This is a genomic window from Anderseniella sp. Alg231-50 (assembly GCF_900149695.1).
Classification (GTDB): domain Bacteria; phylum Pseudomonadota; class Alphaproteobacteria; order Rhizobiales; family Aestuariivirgaceae; genus Anderseniella.
The window spans coordinates 1518055-1535839 of the sequence record NZ_LT703003.1; the positions used below are offsets into that span (position 1 = coordinate 1518055).

Genomic DNA, 17785 nt, shown 5'->3' on the forward strand with positions numbered 1-17785 from the left:
CGGCATAATCCAAATTATCGCTCACAGCTTTCGTGGTGCCGTGCTCCGACTGTCAGAAATGAGTGTCACAATACATGAAGCAAACTGCAAGGTTTATGCAGTGAAGGTATTGCCGTAGGTGTCGCGCAGGACGTTCTTTTGCACCTTGCCCATGGTGTTGCGGGGCAACTCGTCCACCACATAGATTTTCTTAGGCTGCTTGAACCGGGCGATCTTGTCGGCAATGGCGCTCAGGATGGCATCTTCGCTGATGTCCTGCCCGTTGGCCGGTACCAACACGCCGACCACGCCTTCGCCGAAGTCAGGATGGTTCACGCCGATAACGGCTGACTCAAGAACACCGTCCTGCTCGTCCAGCAGCAGTTCGACTTCCTTCGGATATATATTGTAGCCGCCGGAGATGATCAGGTCTTTGGCGCGTCCGACGATGTGTACATAGCCGTCTGCGTCCATCTTGCCCAGGTCGCCAGAAATGAAGAAGCCGTCATCGCGGAATTCCTCGCGGGTCTTTTCCGGCATCTGCCAGTAGCCGGCAAACACATTGGGGCCCTTGACCTCGATAACGCCGATCTCGTCCTGCGCCAGTTTCTCTCCCGTATCCGGATCGCAGACCCGCAGGTCGACACCCGGCAGCGGGAAGCCGACCGTGCCGGCGCGGCGGTCACCGTCATACGGATTGGAAGTGTTCATGTTGGTTTCCGTCATGCCGTAGCGTTCCAGAATGCGATGGCCGGTGCGCTCTTCAAACTCGATGTGCGTTTCGGCCAGCAAAGGTGCCGAGCCGGACACGAACAGGCGCATGTGGGCGGTCAGTTCGCGGGTGAACCGGTCGTCATCCAGCAGCCTGGTGTAAAAGGTCGGCACCCCCATCATCGCGGTCACGCCCGGCAGGCATTCGATGACCTGGTCGACCTTGAAGCCGGGCAGAAACACCATCTGGCCACCGGCGACCATGAGCGTGTTGGTGGCCACGAACAGTCCGTGGGTGTGGAATATGGGAAGCGCATGCAGCAACACGTCGTCTTCGGTGAAGCCCCACAGGTCTTTCAGCACAATTGCGTTGGACAGCAGGTTGTCGTGGGTCAGCATGGCGCCCTTGGAGCGCCCGGTGGTGCCGGACGTATAGAGTATGGCGGCCAGGTCATCCGGGCCACGGTCCACATTGGTGAAGTCCGTCGACGCGACTACACCTGCATCCAGCATTGATCCGGCGCTGGTTTCAGGGTTTTTCCACACGCCCATGGTCTCCAGCCTGACGCCGAGCCTGTCCGTCAACTCTGCAAACTCAGGCCTGCGCGCGGGGTCGCAGACAAACAGTCTCGGGCTCGCATTATCGAGGAAGTACTCCACCTCGCTGGCGGTGTAGGCATTGTTCAACGGCAGAAACACGCCGCCGGCGCGAACCGTCCCCAGATACAGCATCAGTGCTTCGATGGATTTTGGAATCTGCGCGGCAACCCGGTCACCAGGCTGCAGACCGCACCTCACCAGCATGTTGGCAAACCGCCCGGATACTTCCATGACGTGGTTGTAGGTGTACCAGCGCCCGTCATCGAGCTGGGCAAAGGCGCGCTCGGGATTGGCGTTCTTCAGCAAGCCGTCGAACAGGTGATTAGCCATTGGCCTGTTTCCCCGGAGTTGGCGCGTCGAATCTGGCGTCAAGAAGAGAGGTAACTTCGCGCGACGCGATTACCTTGCCGTCCTTTGAATAGGCTTCGTGATTGGCATCGACGGATTTCAGATCATAGTGATAGTTGACCATCATACCGGCGGAGTTGCGCAAGCCGTTCTCTGACCGGTCACCCAGCCAGTGGATTGTCCTGAGACTGGCGCCGTTGCCCAGGTGGAAGCGGGCGACTGGGTCGACCGGCCCACCCTTTGCCCGCTGTTCCTGCAGGAAGTAACGCGCCGCCAGTGATTTCAGCCCGGCAATCTCGTCCGGCGTTGCCTCGTCAGCGTTTTCCGGTGTCAGTTCGCTGGCTACGGTGTACAGCGCCGCCGCGGCGCCGTCAGGGTCTGCTTCCGACTGGCCCTTCAGCCAGGTCATGAAGCCCGGTATCGGCGACAGGGTGATGAAAGTCTTGATGTTGGGCAGGCTGGAGGCCAGGTCGGTTGCCACCTGCTTGATCAGGAAGTTGCCGAACGAGACACCGCGCAGGCCTTTCTGGCAGTTCGAGATCGAGTAGAAAATGGCGGCGGCAGCATCTTCCGGCAGCACTGGATCACGGCTTTCCGCCAGCACCGCCTGAATGGAACCGGCGATGGCCGCCGTCAGCGCGACCTCCACGAAGATCAGCGGTTCATTGGGCATGGCCGGGTGGAAGTAGGCAAAACAGCGCCTGTCCGCCGGCTGCAGGCGGCGACGCAGATCGTCCCAGCTATCTATGGCATGAACGGCTTCATACTTGATGATTTTCTCAAGAATGTGGGCCGGTGTTGTCCAGTCAATCGGGCGCAGAACAAGGAAACCCCGGTTGAACCAGGACGAAAACAGGTGTTCGAAGTCAACATCGACGCGAGCCAGGTCTGCGTCCTTATTGAGGATCTCCAACAGGTCTTCACGCATGCGGACTAGTGTTTCGGTGCCTCCGGGTACGCCGTTCAGGCGGCGCAACAGTTCCTGCCGGCGCGGTTCGGCGACCTCGAGCAGGCTGGTGAGATTCCTGGCACTGCGATCACTTGCATACTCACCGGTGCGGTCAGCGAGTGCTTCGGTGTCGATGTCAAAATCGCTGGCCAGGCTCTGAAAGAACTCCAGCTTGTGTTCCTGATCAGCCTGCGCATATTTGGCCAGCAGGGCGGACCCGGTTTGCAGGCCGGTCACTTCGCCGGTGTCGGCCAGCAGCGAGTTGCACAGGGCCAGGATGTCACGTGCATCTGGCTTGGCCGAACTGGATGTCCGGCGCTCAAACAGGCTCGACAAAAGGTCCTGAAAATATGTGATGCGGCTCATACGGCTTTACCCATGACTTTGTCCGGCAACCAGGTTGCAAGATCAGGAAACAAGCACAACAGCAATATAGCGATCACCATGCAGGCTACAAAGGGCAATGACCCGACAAGGATGGTGCGCAGTGAAATTTCCGGTGCGATACCGTTGATCACGTACAGGTTCAGCCCGACCGGCGGGGTGATCAGGCCGATTTCCATGTTGATGGTCAAGATGACCGCAAACCAGTATGGGTCAAAACCGGCGCTGATCACGATGGGCAGCAGGATCGGGGCCGCCATCAGGATCACCGCGACCGGGGGCAGGAAGAAGCCCGCCACCAGCAGGAAAATATTGATGGCGAACATCAGCACCCAGGGATTTACGTCGAGCGTGCCGATCCATTCGGCAATCGACTGGGTGATGAACAGTGACGACAGCATGTAGGAGAACACCCCGGCAGCTGCAATGATGAACAGGATCATCACGCTTTCACGGGTTGAATCGCGAAGCACGTTCCACAGCAGTTTGGGGCTCCACAGCTTGTAGATGATGATGGCAACCATCAGGCAGAGCAGGGCGCCGATGGCCGCTGTTTCCGACGGTGTCGCCAGTCCGCCATACATGGCATACAGCACGCCCAGGATGATGGCGATGAACGGCAGCACGCGTGGCAGGATTTCAAAGCGCTCCTTCCAGGAGAAGGTCCGGCCCGATAGGGCGTCGGCCGAGCCCGAGCGCCATGTGTCATACAGGGACCACAGCATGAAAAGACCAACCAGCAGCAGCCCCGGAATCACCCCTGCCAGGAACAGGCGCCCGATCGAGGTCTCGGTGGCGATGCCGTAAACGATCATGGTGACCGATGGCGGGATCAGGATGCCGAGCGTGCCGCCGGCCGCGATGGAGCCGGTGGCAACACCGTCCGGATAGCCGCGCTTGCGCATTTCCGGGATGCCCATCTTGCCGATGGCCGCGCAGGTGGCCGGCGACGAGCCCGACATGGCGGCAAACAGGGCGCAGGCGCCGAGGTTGGAGATGACCAGGCCGCCGGGCACGCGGGTCAGCCAGCGGTCAAGCGCCTCGTATAGGTCGGCGCCGGCGCGGGTGGAGGCAATGGAGGCGCCCATGATGATGAACATCGGGATCGATAGCAGGGCGAAATTGTCAAGCTTGCCGAAAAAGATTTCCGGCAACAGCTGCAGCGAGCGGGCACCGTCGAAGATCAGCAGGAAACCGGCGGAGACGATCAGCAGGCCAACGGCCACCGACACGCCGGAAAACAACACGAGAACCGTGACGACGGCCAGAATGACACCCAGGGAAAGCGGATCCATCAGCGGCTCTCCTTGTTGATGTTAAACGGCTTGTCGAGACCGGTTATGACAGCTGCCAGATCGGCAATCAGCTGCAGCAGCAACAGGCCGAAGCCAACCGGCATCGCCAGGTAGGGGATCCACAGGCGCACGCCCCAGACGGTGTCCGACTTCCAGTTACGCGTCCATGCGGTGTGCCAGAACTCAAATCCGTACACCAGCATCAGCGCGACAATGATAATCGACACCGACAGAGTGAACAGTGCCAGCGTCTTGCGGGCAGCGGGTTTCATCATCAGTGGTATCAGGTCGACGTTCACATGGCCGCGCAGTTTCTGGACGTAAGGCAGGCCGAGCAATGTGGCGGCCACCATGAGGAAGGTGACGGCCTCGGTTTGCCAGATAGTGGATTGGTTGAGCACGAAGCGCACGAAGATCATCTGGCATGTGATGAAGACGGACACCACGATCATGGCCGCCGACACCCAGCCGCACACGGTGGAAATCCGGTCGACTGTTTTCAGCCAGCCGGTTCGCTCACCGGGACCTGACAAATTCGAATTTGCGTCAGCCGCCATGCCTTGCCCGCCTCAGATATGTGGGTGAAAAAGAGTAGTTTTGGATAGGTCACCGGAGGCGGTCAACCGCCTCCGGTCAGAATGTCGCTTCGATTATTCGACGGAAAGCGCCATGTCGAGCAGTTCCTGGCCGCCCGGCACATTTTCCACGAAGTTCTTGTAGGAAGACGCCTTGGCGATATCGCGCCATTTGTTGAACTCTTCCGGCGTCATGTTCTTGATTTCGACACCGGCTTTTTCAAAGACTTCAACCGAGGCGGCATCCTGCTTCTTGGCTTCCGCCAGGTAGTAGGCTTCAGCCTTGGCGGCGGCGTTATCAAGAGCCGCCTTCTGCTTGTCGTCAAGGCCATCATAGGCGGACTTGTTCATCAGCATTGGCTGGTACATGAACCACAAGGCCACATCGCCGGCCGGTGTGTAGCATTTTACCTGCTCGTAAATGCGGTAGGAGACGAATGATGACGATGACGTATTCGCCGCTGTCAGAACACCGGACTGCATGGCTGAGTAGATTTCAGACGATGCCATGGAGGTGATCGATGCGCCTGCCGTTGCCAGCATCTGCTCGAACGCCTTGCCCGCAGCGCGGGTCTGCTGGCCCTTCACATCGTCAGGCGAGGTAATGCATTTCTCCTTGCCGACGAACCCGCCTGCCAGATAGCCGTGCACCACGACGCGCACATCGTCTTCGGCCATGATGGATTCAATTTTTTTCATGAAATCCGAATTGTTCAGGCGGGCTGCATGGTCGTGGTTTTTCACCAGGCCGGGCATCAGTGTCAGGTTGTATTCGCCGCGCAGGCCACCGGCATAGGACAGTGGAAATACGCTCATGTCGAGTTGCCCGGCCGACAGGGGCTTGTATTGCTCGCGCGGCTTGAACAGTGACTTGGACGGGAAAATCTTGATGGTCAGGTCAACATTGGCGGCAGCCACTTCGTCGGCCACGATCTGGGCCACCTTGTGGCGCACGTCCTTGGTTGACCATTGGTGTGACAGGCGCAGTTCCTTGGCGTAGGCGGTACCCGACAGGGCTGTTGCCATGGCAAGGCCGGCTATCAGTGATGTCAGTTTGAGTTTCATGTATTCCTCCCGGTCCGGCCTTGTAACTCAACCGGACGTTTCTCATGTTGAATTCGTTGACTGACGAAACCGGTCAGCCTCTGCAGCCTACGTCTTTGCGTACAAGAGTCAACCAGATTGTATACAAGAATTTGCTTGTTGGATGCATCAGAATGCGGTTACTGTCGATGGCACCATGACGGAAAGAACAGCAGACCGTATACGCGAAACTCTCGAACAGGCGATTTTGACCGGTGAGTTCGAGGATGGCGCACGCCTTGATGAGGTGCGTCTGTGCACCCGTTTCGGTGTGTCGCGGACGCCGGTTCGTGAAGCCCTGCATCAGCTGACCGCGTCGGGCCTTTTGGAAATGAAGCCGCGCCGAGGGGCGTTTGTGCGCATGCCCGGTTTCGTGGAAGTTGTGGAAATGTTCGAAGTCATGGGCGAGCTGGAGAGCATGTGCGGCAGGCTGGCCGCCAAGCGCATAAGCGATGCGCAGCTCAAGGCGTTTTCCTCAGCCTGCCTCAAATGCGAACAGGCCGAGGAAGCCGGCGACCGCGATGCCTATTACCGCGAGAACGAAACTTTTCACCAGGTCCTGTACCAGGCGAGCGGTAACGGGTTCCTGCAATCCCAGGCCCTGCAATTGCAAAAACGCCTGCAGCCGTTCCGGCGCCTGCAGTTATGGGTGCGTGGCCGCATCAGGCAGTCGCTCGATGAGCACCGGCAAATCCTGCAGGCGGTTGAGGACGGAGACGGCGATGCCGCCGAAACGCTGCTGCGCCAGCACGTGACGGTGCAGGGCGAAAAGTTCTTCGACCTGATGCGCGGCCTCGATGAAACATCCGCGCGGAAGACCGGTTAAAGCGACCTACCTGATATCAGCGCACTCGGCCACCGGCGTGATCGCGCCCTTGCCATCAAAGAAGTTCAACAGATTGTTGGCCACCAGATCGCCCATGGCGCGACGGGTCTCGACGGTTGCCGAGCCCTGGTGGGGCTGCAGGGTGACATTGTCGAGGGCGCGTAGGCGTTCCGGGATTTTCGGTTCGGCTGCAAACACATCCAGACCGGCATGGCCCAGCCTGCCGCTTGCAAGCGCGTCAACCAGGGCATCCTCGTCATGGACCGAGCCACGCGCGACATTGATGAAGGTGCCGTCCGGCCCGAGCGCTTCGAGAACCTGCTGGTTCACGATGCCCCTGGTGGCCTCGCCGCCTGGGCAAATGGCGATCAGGAAATCGCAGTCGCGGGCCATGTCAGTCAGGCTGTCGTAAAACTCATAAGCCTGGTCGGCCTGCTGGCTCCGGCCATGATAGCCGATCACGCATCCGAACACTTCCAGCTTGCGCGCAATATCCTTGCCGATGCGGCCAAGACCGAGAATGCCAACCTTGCGGCCATTGATGGCGCGGGCAAGCGGCGGATCGCCCTCGTTTTGCCAGCGCCCGTCACGGGCAAACCTTTCCCACTCACTGAAGCGGCGTGAACAGGTCAGCACGAACGTGACGGCCATGTTGGCGACGTCATCATTGAGCACGTCGGGCGTGTTGGTGGCGACAACATTGCGCGATGCTGCATGAGCCGCATCCACGCCGTCATAGCCAACCCCGAAACTTGCAATCATTTTCAGGTTGGGAAGTGAGTCAATCAGGGCGGCGTCGGCCTTGCCCATGGTGGCGACGCCTTCGATCTTGTCTGCAACAGATGCCAGGAAAGCGTCCTTGTCATCAGCTTCATAGAGCCGGTGCAGCGTGTGGCGGGCTTCCAGCGCTTCCTGGATATGCGGCATCATGTTGGAGACCAATAGTATGTCAGTCATTTGTCTTGTCCTCGGGTGTAGGTCATGTTCAGCAATAGCGTTCGGCACCGGGCCATTGCGCTTCAGTGTACCTGTCGCCGTATGCGAAACCGGGCGGCAGGCATTTGGCAATCTCTGCCAGATCACCGGCTGTCGGATTCAGGCTTTCACCGGCGGCCAGTTGTTCCAGGTGCTGGCGTGAACGGGTGCCGGGAATAGGCAGAAGATGCGGCCCCCGTTCCAGCACCCAGGCAATGGCAACCGTCGCCGGAGATACGCCGCGGGCTCTGCAAAATGCCCGGAACGCATCCAGTGCCCTGACGTTGCAGGAAAAGTTCGGCTCTACAAAACGTGGATTGCCGTTTCGGAAATCGCCGTCAGCGAAAGTGCCGGGGTCCGGCAGCGTATCAACGAACATGCCGCGCCCCAGCGGCGAGAACGGCACGAAGGCGACACCCAGTTCCTCACATGCCTGTATGACGCCAAGCTCCGGGCTGCGGGTCCACAGCGAGTATTCACTTTGCACAGCCATGACCGGATGTACCGCATGGGCGCGGCGCAGCGAGAACGGTGCAATTTCGGAAAACCCGATACCGCCGATCTTGCCTTCCTCCTTGAGGCGCACCAGCGTCTCCATGACATCCTCAATGGGACGGTCCGCCTCGCGGCGGTGAATGTAATACAGCGCGACATGGTCCACGCCGAGATTGCGCAGGGATTTTTCAAGTGCCTCGCGCAGGTGTTCCGGAGAGTTGTTGAAACCACGCACATTGGTGTCGGGGTCGCGGTAAATCCCCGCCTTGGTGGCGATCGTGAACTTGTGCGGGTGATCCTTGATGAACGAGCCGATTACCTTTTCCGACACCCCGGCACCATAGACATTCGCGGTGTCGAGAAAGTCGATGCCGAGGTCAAGTGCCGCGGCCAGCGTATCATGGCTTTCAGCTTCGGTGGTCGGTCCGTAGGCGCCTGCGAAACTCCAGCAGCCAACGCCGACAGCTGATACTTCCGGGCCGCCGGCGCCCAGTTGGCGTTTATGCATGGTTCAGTCCTTCTTGTTTTCTATCTGCGCATAGACCTTGAGTGCGTCTTCCATAGTGCGGTTTGCATCAATGGTTTCACGGGTTTCAGCGGCAAACGGGGTTTGTGCCAGCACCCGGAAGATGTCTGCGGCACCGTCATGGAAACCGGATGTAACACCGGCATCCGCAAATGTTGCAGCAATTTCCTCCATCTCGCCGATCCAGCGTCCGGAATCAGCCGGCAACCGCGGGATACGGGCTCGCATGGCATCCAGTGCAGGTTTCTGGCTGAAGTCGAACTCCGCGGTCAATTCTTCGGTAAGACCCAGTTTTTCCGCAGCCAGCATGACGGCTGTCTGGAGGGTCCAGGTTCCCTTGGTGAGCGCGGCATAGACCATTTTCATGGCCGAGGCGCGCCCGACCTCTTCACCCAGGCTGATGACCTGAAACCCCTTGCCGTCCAAAGCCTGCATGGCGGAAACATCTGCACCTGATACGTAAAACCTGGTGCCGCCTCCCTTGCCGGGCGCCAGGCCTATGATGCCGGCATCAATGAAGGTTGCACCTGCTGCTGAAATGGCGGCACCAGCCTCGCGTGCCGTTGCGGGAGAGATGGCATTGCAATCCACGTAAACGGGGGTCTTGCCGGCTTGCTGCATGGCATCGGCTATTTCCGTCGCCAGGCCAACCGCCGCCGACGGAGGCAGGATGGACAGAATGATATCGGCGCGCCCGACCATATCCTCCAGTGTTGGGGTGTCCTGCATTCCGGCCCGGCTTGCCAGCTCACGGGTCGCTTCGCTGCGTCCGGCCAGACAGGTCAGCACGGTGTGACCGGCACCGGTCAGGGCGGCCCCGACACCATGGCCCATGTCACCAGGCATCAGGATGGCAATAACAGGCAGGCTCATCAGGTGCTTTCTCCGGCGGCAGTTTTGAAATAGACGGCTTTCTGATGGGCCCGGTAGAGCGTGTACAGGCCACCGGCCACCATCATTATGCCGATGCCGGGGCGGATAAAGCCTTCCATCATGAACATGGCAGGGGCAAGGGCCAGAACCATCAGGGGCGTATAGTAGAACGGCCACACTTTCTTGCCGCGGTCACGCTGATACATCCCGAAGCCCATGGAGAACAGGCTCAGGGTCAGGAAGAACACCGACCACGGATGGGTGATGAAATTGCTCATGTCGGTAGAAAGGGCGACGGCGCGCGCCAGCCAGCGCTCGGCAATCGGGCCCAGCACGACGCCGAGGATCATCGGCGCCAGCGGGAAACCGAGATTGCGCATCATGTAGCCGACGACGCCGAATATCAGCAGGGTCCACATGTCGTTGACGATGTTGTTCAGCGCGAAAACGCCAATGCCGCAATAGGCCAGTATTATGCCGGCCAGCACATACATCTTCACCTTGGTCACCAGCACGAACAGTTTCAGCGCAACCGACTGGAAGAACAGCACCAGGAAATTGGCGAAGAAGAAGGCGATGAAGATCGAATATGCCAGTACCGGCGCTTCGGTTATGAAGCTCGGGCTGGGCACCACGTCGTGAATCAACAGTGCGCCCAGCATGACGGCAGTGACAATGTCGCCGGGGATCCCAAGCGCCATCATGGTGATCAGCGATCCGCCGGCCGTAGCGTTGTTGGACGCCTCCGGCGCGATGATACCGTCCTCGGTTCCGGTGCCGAACTTTTCCGGTGTCGGGGATGCCTTCTTGGCCTGGTCATAAGCCAGGATGTTGGAAATCGATGACCCGGCAGCGGGCAGGATGCCGGTGAAGATGCCGATGATCGAGGAGCGCACCAGGTTGACCCATCGGGACAGGACGATCCTGGCTGCCTTCATGTGTTCGATGCGAATGTCGATGTCGCCGGTCTGGACCAGAGAGCGTCTGGCCTCGCCGGGGTTGCGGATGTCGCCCATCAACTGGCTGAAGGCGAACAGGCCGATCAGAACCGGCAGGAACGCAAAGCCCTCCTGCAGGTAATCCGACCCGAAGTCAAAGCGCGACACGCCATTTATGTCTTCTTCACCGACCGTGGCGACCAGCAGGCCAAGCGCTCCAGAGATCAGTCCCTTGATCAGGTTCTTGCCGGCCAGGCTGGCGGTGATGGTCAGCGCGAAGAACACCAGGGCAAAGTAATCCCACGGCTGAAACTCAAGCCCGATACGGGCCAGTTGCGGTGCGATGGCGATCAGGCAGATGGCGGAAATGACACCGCCGAAAAAGGACGACCATACCCCGAGGCCGAGCGCCAGGCCGGGGCGGCCCTGACGGGCCATGGGGAAACCGTCAAATGTGGTGGCAACCGATGACGGCGTGCCGGGAATGCCGATCAGGATTCCCGACATCAACCCGCCGGACAAGCCGCCGACAAACACGCCGATCATGGTGGCAATGCCCTGTGAAGCGGTCATGGAGAAGGTAAACGGCAAGGTCAGGACCACCGCCATGGCGATGGTGAATCCCGGAATGGCGCCTGCCAGCAGGCCGGCGATGGCACCGGCGCTCATCAGCAGCAGGGTATGAACGGTGGCGATTTCGGCGAGGGCGGCGAGAATGTGTTCCATGGCGAGGTCCCCCGGGGCTCTATCGGATTGAGAAGATTTCGCCCTCAGGCAAAATCACTCGCAGGCCAAAGGTGAACAGGGTCCACATGAAACCCATGGACACGGTGGCATAAATCGCATGCCGCAGGAGATCGCGCGGCGACCAGCCACCCAGTACAGTAAGCAGGGCGAACACAAGCAGGATACCGCCGATCAGCGCGCCGGCCCAGGGTAGGGTGGCAAGGAACACGAAGTAGATGGCGAAACAGATGATGGGGTTGCGGAAATACTCGATGAATCCGCGCAGCCCGGGTTTGCGGTCATCTGGCTTGGTGCCGTCCGAAGCCGGGTAACTGAGGGACTGGACAAAATAGATGGCGCTGAACAGGGCAAGAACCGCGACAATGATCTGTGGCCATGTGGAGGGCTTGAGCGTGCCGTATCCCGGCAACCGGATGTGCAGGGACGACCAGGCCAGCAGGCCGCAGAACAGCAGCAGCAGGATTGCGATTATGGTGTCTTTGTTGAGCGCGCGCATGGATGCCGGAGCCACCCTGGTAGGTGAGATGGGGACGATATAAGACGGACCGGACGCCAGATCGGCATCCGGTCCTTTTGGTACTTACGACAAGCTACTTCTTGTACATGCCGACCTTGATGGCGACCTTTTCATGAGCGTCATACTCGTTCTTGAACCAGGCGGCATACTCTTCAGCATTGCGGTACTTGATCTGGGTACCCTTGGCTTCAAGCGATGCCTTGAAATCTGCATTTTCCGCAGCCTTCTTGATGACACCCGCCCAGTAATCGATGACCTCTTTCGGTGTGCCCTTTGGAGCAACGATGCCGCGGTCAAGCGAGTAGGTCATGTCGACACCGAGTTCCTTCAGGGTTGGCAGATCCGGCAGCAGGGGCGAGCGTTCGTCGGAAGCGATCGCCATGGCCTTGAGGTCGCCTGTCGCCAGATGTTTCTTGGCCGTCGGGATGTTGATGGTGCCGAGCTTGATGGTATCGGCCAGCAGTGCCGTTACGCGTTCCTTGGTGCCGTCGAACGGTACGTATTTGAACTTTGTCCCGGTCAGGTCTTCAAACAGCAGCCACATGAACTGGCTGGTTGAGCCGAAGGTTGCGCCAAGCTCGATGCTTTCCGGCGAGGCCTTGGCGGCAGCTACAAGTTCTTCAACAGAGTTGAAGGGCACTGTGCCGGCTGCGCCCATGATTTCGGGCGTCGAGGTGACCTGTGCCACCATGTCAAAGCCGTCCCAGGTAAAGTCCACACGGCCGTTCAGGTAGCCGACAATGGCGCTCTGGTGAATGGCGAACAGCGTGCAGCCGTCAGCCTTGGCCTTGCGGGCTTCCTTGGCGCCCTTGTTGCCGCCCTGTCCCGGCACGGTCACAACCTGAAACTTTACCGGCACATCCATTTCCTGAATGGTCTTTTCCATTTGTGAAAAGATGATGTGAGTGCCGCCGCCGGCCTTCCACGGCACGATCAGCTTGGCAGTGGTGCATCCCATATCAAGTGCCTGCGCCGGGGCAGACATTCCGATGGCGGCTGCTGCAATGGCAATGCCGCCCAGAAGTGATTTGGCGAAACGCATGAACTTCTCCCTGTAAGATACTATTGAATTATTGGTCTCGTGGCATTTGCCCCGAGTGAGCGAAAAAGACTAAGGGTATCGCTGGTTGAGTCAATCGCACGGGGCGTCATTCAGTCCCGCAGGGCGGGAGAGCTGCATGAACAATAACGTGACTTCGGCACGAAGACTGCGCCTGGGCATTGCCGGTCTCGGCACCATCGGGCTGGCCGTGGCCAGGCGCGTGGATGCCGGTGAAGCAGGCGACATGGTGGTATCGGCGGTGTCGGCGCGTGATACCGGCAAGGCTGCCGACAACATCTCCGGTTTCACGCACCGGCCCGACATCGTGCCGATCGGTGAGATTGGAGGCCATTGTGACGTGGTGCTGGAATGCGCGCCCAGATCGGTGTTCGACGAGCTGGCAACATCGGCGATCAGCAATGGCTGCATCTTCATCCCGCTGTCGGTGGGCGCCCTGCTGGACCGGCCTGAACTGGTCGAGCAGGCGCGTGCAACAGGTGCAAAGATCATGGTGCCGACCGGCGCCCTGATCGGGCTTGATGCGGTCAAGGCAATTGCCCAGGGCAATGTCACCAGCATTACCATGGAAACGCGCAAGCCGCCGCGCGGGCTGAAAGGCGCGCCGCACATAGCAGCAACCGGGGTTGACCTGGACAGCGTCAGCGAGCCTTTAAAAGTGTTCTCGGGAACCGCCCGCGAAGCGGCCAGGGGATTTCCCGCCAATGTGAACGTGGCCGCCGCCCTTGGTCTTGCCGGTATCGGGCCGGATCGCACCATGGTTGAAATCTGGGCCGATCCGACCGTGCAGCACAATACGCATTCGATCACCGCCAAATCGGATTCATCGGATTTCACCATGACCATCCAAAACATTCCCACGGCTGAAAACCCACCTACCGGAAAAATCACTGCACTGAGTGCTTTGGCCACCCTGCAACGGTTGACATCGCCGCTGGTGGTCGGCACCTGAAGGCATCAGCAAGTTTCCTGTCCGAAAAGGCACGTTCCACATGAGAGATCTCGAACAACCCGGCCGTTCGCCGGTCCTGTCAACAAACGGCATGGCTGCGACGTCGCATCCTCTGTCGACGCAAGCTGCCGTGAAGGTTCTGCAGGATGGCGGCAACGCGCTCGATGCAGCGGTTGCCGCGTGCGCCGTGCAGTGTGTGGTGGAACCTGAATCAACAGGTATCGGCGGTGACTGCTTCTGCCTGTATGCACCGAAAGCATCCACGGACATTGTCGCCTATAACGGGTCCGGCCGTGCACCGGGTGCCGCCACCGCGCAATGGTATGCCGACAACGGCATTACCGAGATCGAGCAGCAAAGCCCGCATTCGGTCACCATTCCGGGCGCCATTGATGCCTGGGATACGCTGGTGCGCGATCACGGCAGCAGGCCACTGGCCGAGCTGCTGGCGCCGGCGATTGATTTTGCCCGCAACGGCTATCCGATCGCCTCCCGGGTCAGCGTGGATTTCGCCAGCCAGCGGGAGCATCTTCGTCATGATGAAAACGCGGCAAAGGTCTTCCTGCGTGAAGATGGCGAGCCATATGCGCATGGCCAGTTGCACAGGCAGCCGGCACTGGCCGATACGATGCAGCACATAGGCGAGACGGGACGTGACGGGTTTTACACCGGCTCCGTCGCGGAAGACATTGTCAGCCACCTGCAGTCCAAGGGAGGGTTGCATACGCTGGACGACTTTGCCGGCATGAAAGGCGAGTACGTCACACCGATCAGCACGGAATTTCGCGGCAACACGGTTTATCAATGCCCGCCCAACGGGCAGGGCGTGATCGCGCTGATGCTGCTTAATGTGATGAGCGGCATCGAGGCGGGCGAGGGCGGCCCGGTCACGCTGGAACGGGTGCATCGCGAGATCGAGGCGGGCAGGCTTGCCTATCGCGACCGCAATCTTTTTCTGGCTGATCCGGGGCAATCGGACGTGCCGGTCGACTGGTTCCTGTCGGAAGAGCACGCGGCTGAAACCCGTGCTGTCATTGATGATGCCCGCGCGCTTGATCCGCTGCCGGACTTTTCCGGTCCGCAGCACAAGTCGACAGTCTATATTTCCGTCGTCGACAAGGATCGCAATGTGTGCAGCTTCATCAATACGCTGTTCCACAATTTCGGGTCCGGGCTGATGGCGCCGAAATCCGGCGTCATGCTGCACAATCGCGGCCAGGGTTTCGTGCTCGATCCAGACCATCCCAATTGCATCGCGCCGGGCAAGCGCCCGCTGCACACGATCATCCCCGGCATGGTGGCCAGCGGGGGGCGGGTGGTGATGCCGTATGGCGTCATGGGCGGCGAGTACCAGGCCTTCGGCCACATGCAGTTTCTCACCCGGTTGTGTGACTATGGCCTGGACGTGCAGCAAGCCCAGGACGCGCCGCGTTTCTTCCCCGACCCGTTCACCGGCGAGGTCGAGGTTGAGGGAACCATTCCGGCAGACATACTGGCCGGGCTGGAATCGAAAGGGCACAAGCTGGTGCGCCCGGCCAAACCGATCGGCGGATCACAGGCAATCTGGATCGACTGGGATGAAGGGGTGCTGATGGGTGGTTCCGACCCGCGCAAGGACGGCTGCGCTATCGGATACTGAGCCTGAGACAGTGACTGGGTGTATGTCACCGGCCAAGTTAGGTTCGATGACTGGCATGCACCGGCGAACGTACATCTGGCGGCCTTAGGAGGCGAAACATGCAGAAGCTCATTCTAATCACCGGATCGACCGACGGCATTGGGCTTGAAACGGCGAGAAAGCTGTCTGCGGAAGGACACAACATCCTGCTGCACGGACGCAATCCGGCGAAGCTGGAGGCGGCGAAACGCACGCTTGGCGGCGATGTGGAGGGGTATGTCGCCGACTTGTCGGAGATGGCGGATGTAGAAGAGCTGGCAAAATCGGTGGCCGCGAAGCACGGGAAAATAGACGTACTGATCAATAATGCGGGTGTTTTCAAAGTGCCTGATGAGATCACCGCTATCGGGCTCGATGTCCGCTTTGTGGTCAATACGCTTGCGCCTTACGTGCTGACGCGGCGCTTGTTGCCGGTGATGGATACCTCCGGGCGCATCATCAACCTGTCATCGGCGGCGCAGGCGCCTGTCAACCTGGACGCCCTTGCAGGGCAGGTCCGGCTGTCCGACATGGATGCCTATGCGCAAAGCAAGCTTGCAATCACCATATGGTCGCGCGAACTGGCGAAGGAACTGCCAGACGGACCGGTCGTTGTGGCGGTAAATCCGGGATCACTTCTTGCCAGCAAGATGGTCCAGGAAGGCTTCGGGGTTGCCGGCAACGATCTGAGCATCGGTGCGGACATTCTGGTGCGCGCGGCATTGTCGGATGAATTCGCGACCGCTTCGGGCAAGTATTTCGACAATGATGCCGGCCGGTTTGGCGAACCTCATTCCGATGCGCTTGACCCGGAGAAATCCGGAAAACTCATGGGCGTGATCGAAGATGTTCTGGCCAATACAACAAGGTAGTGGTCTCAAGTTGTACGTGAACATTGGTTTCATGTGCGTGTCTGCCGAGCGCTGCAGGCGATCGTCAAAGTAATCCACTGCTCATCGCGTATGGATTTGTGGCGGCGGGTTGATCATGGTACGCTTGAAGCGCAATACATAGCTGGAGGGCAACATGTACACTCGTTCACCTGAGCCAAAGCCACCGCCTGCGCCTTTTGATCTGTAGGCACTTGTCCGGCAGGGAGAGTAACCCGGTCCGGTCTGCGTTTTGGGAACCCCGTAGCCTGCGGGGTTCTTTTGTTTTGGTATGTGTTGGTAAGATTGCTCCATATGTCCAGTATCGAAACCCGCACGTTAGAATTGACGGATGTCGCGTTTGCAACGGCCGGGCCTCGCCGTCTGACGCGCCCGTATGTCACCTCTGTCAGTGCAAACAAGAGCCTTGTGCGATTCCTGGGCTGGATGCTTCAGTCGGGCGGTCCGGACCCCGGCAAGTGGCACCAAAGGCATTTGGCTGGTGCTGTTTCTCCCTCGGCCGATTACGTCAGCGGCGCGGCACGAAAATTCATTGATCTTGCTGCTTCGGTACTGGCGGAACGGGACGAGGCTTTACTGCAAGCGGTGCGGGCCAGGGCCATCAATTGCTATGCTCGGGACCGCCAACTCAAAGCCGTCATGATGCGATACCCGCGCTGGAAGCCTGAAGTTGAGGTTACCGGAGCTGTTCCACACGCCGTTCTGCAGGCCGAAAAAAGACCGATTGTTTACTGGGCGGACAATACAGTTTTCGCCGAGTTTTTAGGACGCATGGCATTGCACCAGTTAGGTGTCAGATCAACCCAGTTCTCCGATCACGTGCATGGCGACGGTCATACCTGGCTGGGAAAACTCACAGCGCAGCGAATGAACTTCGCATTGGAAAACCGCTACACTGCATCTCGAATAGTCAGCGGACCGACAACTCACTTCAACGCAATTCGAAAACTTGCCAAATCAGCCCGTACCCACACGGCGCTTTTCATGACCAACAATGCCTTCATCGGACGGCGTTTCGCCTGCACGCGGCTGGACGACCAGTTATGTTTCGTGCAGGCAACCGCACCATTGACGATGACACGGACCTACAACGCAGCGGTTGTTCCGCTGACAGTGCTGGAAACAGAGCCCTTTCAAAGGTTTTCCGTGCGGTTTCACAAGCCGCTTGAAGCGGACATGAACCTTTCAAGAGATGATGATATCAGGCGGATGGCCTTGCTTTCCACGCAGCGTCAGATGTCAGAAATCAGGGAAAACCCGGAGCAGTGGTTGTGCTGGACAAGCGGGCAGTTCGCCCAACCAGCCGATGGAAAAATACACAGGGCCGCAATGTGATGACGGCGAGCGCCACTGGTCCTATGGTCAACTCTTGATTAGTATCACATCGCATAGTTGCATTTTTGCC

16 protein-coding genes are annotated in these 17785 nt (G+C 59.3%); 5 read left to right on the forward strand and 11 right to left on the reverse strand.

Going from position 1 to position 17785, the window contains the following annotated elements; genetic code table 11:
* Positions 1-93: 93 nt before the first annotated feature.
* The 5 genes from DHN55_RS07140 to dctP all read right to left on the reverse strand — a co-directional run bounded on the left by DHN55_RS07140 (position 94) and on the right by dctP (position 5906).
* Positions 94-1620, reverse strand: a complete 1527-nt coding sequence (locus DHN55_RS07140) for an AMP-binding protein (RefSeq protein WP_108880632.1) — start codon at positions 1618-1620, stop codon at positions 94-96.
* Positions 1613-2953: a malonyl-CoA decarboxylase domain-containing protein gene (locus DHN55_RS07145; protein ID WP_108880633.1), complete on the reverse strand. Its 1341-nt coding sequence runs from the start codon at positions 2951-2953 to the stop codon at positions 1613-1615. Before DHN55_RS07145 ends, DHN55_RS07140 begins: the two co-directional genes overlap by 8 nt.
* Positions 2950-4266: a TRAP transporter large permease subunit gene (locus DHN55_RS07150; RefSeq protein WP_108880634.1), complete on the reverse strand. Its 1317-nt coding sequence runs from the start codon at positions 4264-4266 to the stop codon at positions 2950-2952. The genes DHN55_RS07145 and DHN55_RS07150 overlap by 4 nt, the downstream gene beginning before the upstream one ends.
* Positions 4266-4823, reverse strand: a complete 558-nt coding sequence (locus DHN55_RS07155) for a TRAP transporter small permease subunit (RefSeq protein ID WP_108880635.1) — start codon at positions 4821-4823, stop codon at positions 4266-4268. The genes DHN55_RS07150 and DHN55_RS07155 overlap by 1 nt, the downstream gene beginning before the upstream one ends.
* A 93-nt stretch (positions 4824-4916) precedes the next feature.
* Entirely contained in the window at positions 4917-5906 is a 990-nt protein-coding gene (gene dctP / locus DHN55_RS07160) for a TRAP transporter substrate-binding protein DctP (RefSeq protein WP_108880636.1), read from the reverse strand.
* 175 nt (positions 5907-6081) lie between these two features.
* On the opposite strand from dctP, the gene DHN55_RS07165 reads away from it, so the two are divergent.
* Entirely contained in the window at positions 6082-6750 is a 669-nt protein-coding gene (locus DHN55_RS07165; protein WP_108881761.1) for an FCD domain-containing protein, read from the forward strand.
* A 6-nt stretch (positions 6751-6756) separates the two neighbouring features.
* Here DHN55_RS07165 and DHN55_RS07170 read toward each other — a convergent pair whose 3' ends face one another.
* The 6 genes from DHN55_RS07170 to DHN55_RS07195 form a co-directional block, all read right to left on the reverse strand.
* Positions 6757-7707 (reverse strand): NAD(P)-dependent oxidoreductase, encoded by a 951-nt coding sequence (locus DHN55_RS07170; protein ID WP_108880637.1) that lies wholly within the window; start codon positions 7705-7707, stop codon positions 6757-6759.
* Between the two features lie 28 nt (positions 7708-7735).
* Positions 7736-8728, reverse strand: coding sequence for an aldo/keto reductase (locus tag DHN55_RS07175; protein ID WP_108880638.1), 993 nt, complete (start codon positions 8726-8728; stop codon positions 7736-7738).
* 3 nt (positions 8729-8731) lie between these two features.
* Positions 8732-9619 carry a DUF1932 domain-containing protein gene (locus DHN55_RS07180; RefSeq protein ID WP_108880639.1) on the reverse strand — a complete coding sequence of 296 codons (888 nt, stop codon included), beginning with the start codon at positions 9617-9619 and terminating at the stop codon, positions 8732-8734.
* A complete protein-coding gene (locus DHN55_RS07185) occupies positions 9619-11283 on the reverse strand; it encodes a tripartite tricarboxylate transporter permease (RefSeq protein ID WP_108880640.1) in 1665 nt (554 codons plus the stop codon). Before DHN55_RS07185 ends, DHN55_RS07180 begins: the two co-directional genes overlap by 1 nt.
* A 19-nt stretch (positions 11284-11302) precedes the next feature.
* Positions 11303-11800 carry a tripartite tricarboxylate transporter TctB family protein gene (locus tag DHN55_RS07190; RefSeq protein ID WP_108880641.1) on the reverse strand — a complete coding sequence of 166 codons (498 nt, stop codon included), beginning with the start codon at positions 11798-11800 and terminating at the stop codon, positions 11303-11305.
* 94 nt (positions 11801-11894) lie between these two features.
* Positions 11895-12863 (reverse strand): tripartite tricarboxylate transporter substrate-binding protein, encoded by a 969-nt coding sequence (locus tag DHN55_RS07195; protein WP_108880642.1) that lies wholly within the window; start codon positions 12861-12863, stop codon positions 11895-11897.
* A gap of 136 nt (positions 12864-12999) precedes the next feature.
* Between DHN55_RS07195 and DHN55_RS07200 the strand changes: the two genes are divergently transcribed.
* The 4 genes from DHN55_RS07200 (at position 13000) to DHN55_RS07215 (ending at position 17715) form a co-directional block, all read left to right on the forward strand.
* Positions 13000-13833 (forward strand): aspartate dehydrogenase, encoded by an 834-nt coding sequence (locus DHN55_RS07200; RefSeq protein WP_108880643.1) that lies wholly within the window; start codon positions 13000-13002, stop codon positions 13831-13833.
* A gap of 40 nt (positions 13834-13873) precedes the next feature.
* On the forward strand, positions 13874-15472 hold the full coding sequence (gene ggt / locus DHN55_RS07205) for a gamma-glutamyltransferase (RefSeq protein WP_108880644.1): 1599 nt from the start codon (positions 13874-13876) through the stop codon (positions 15470-15472).
* Between the two features lie 98 nt (positions 15473-15570).
* Positions 15571-16362 carry an SDR family NAD(P)-dependent oxidoreductase gene (locus DHN55_RS07210; protein ID WP_108880645.1) on the forward strand — a complete coding sequence of 264 codons (792 nt, stop codon included), beginning with the start codon at positions 15571-15573 and terminating at the stop codon, positions 16360-16362.
* 312 nt (positions 16363-16674) lie between these two features.
* Positions 16675-17715: a hypothetical protein gene (locus DHN55_RS07215; RefSeq protein WP_108880646.1), complete on the forward strand. Its 1041-nt coding sequence runs from the start codon at positions 16675-16677 to the stop codon at positions 17713-17715.
* Positions 17716-17785 lie beyond the last annotated feature (70 nt).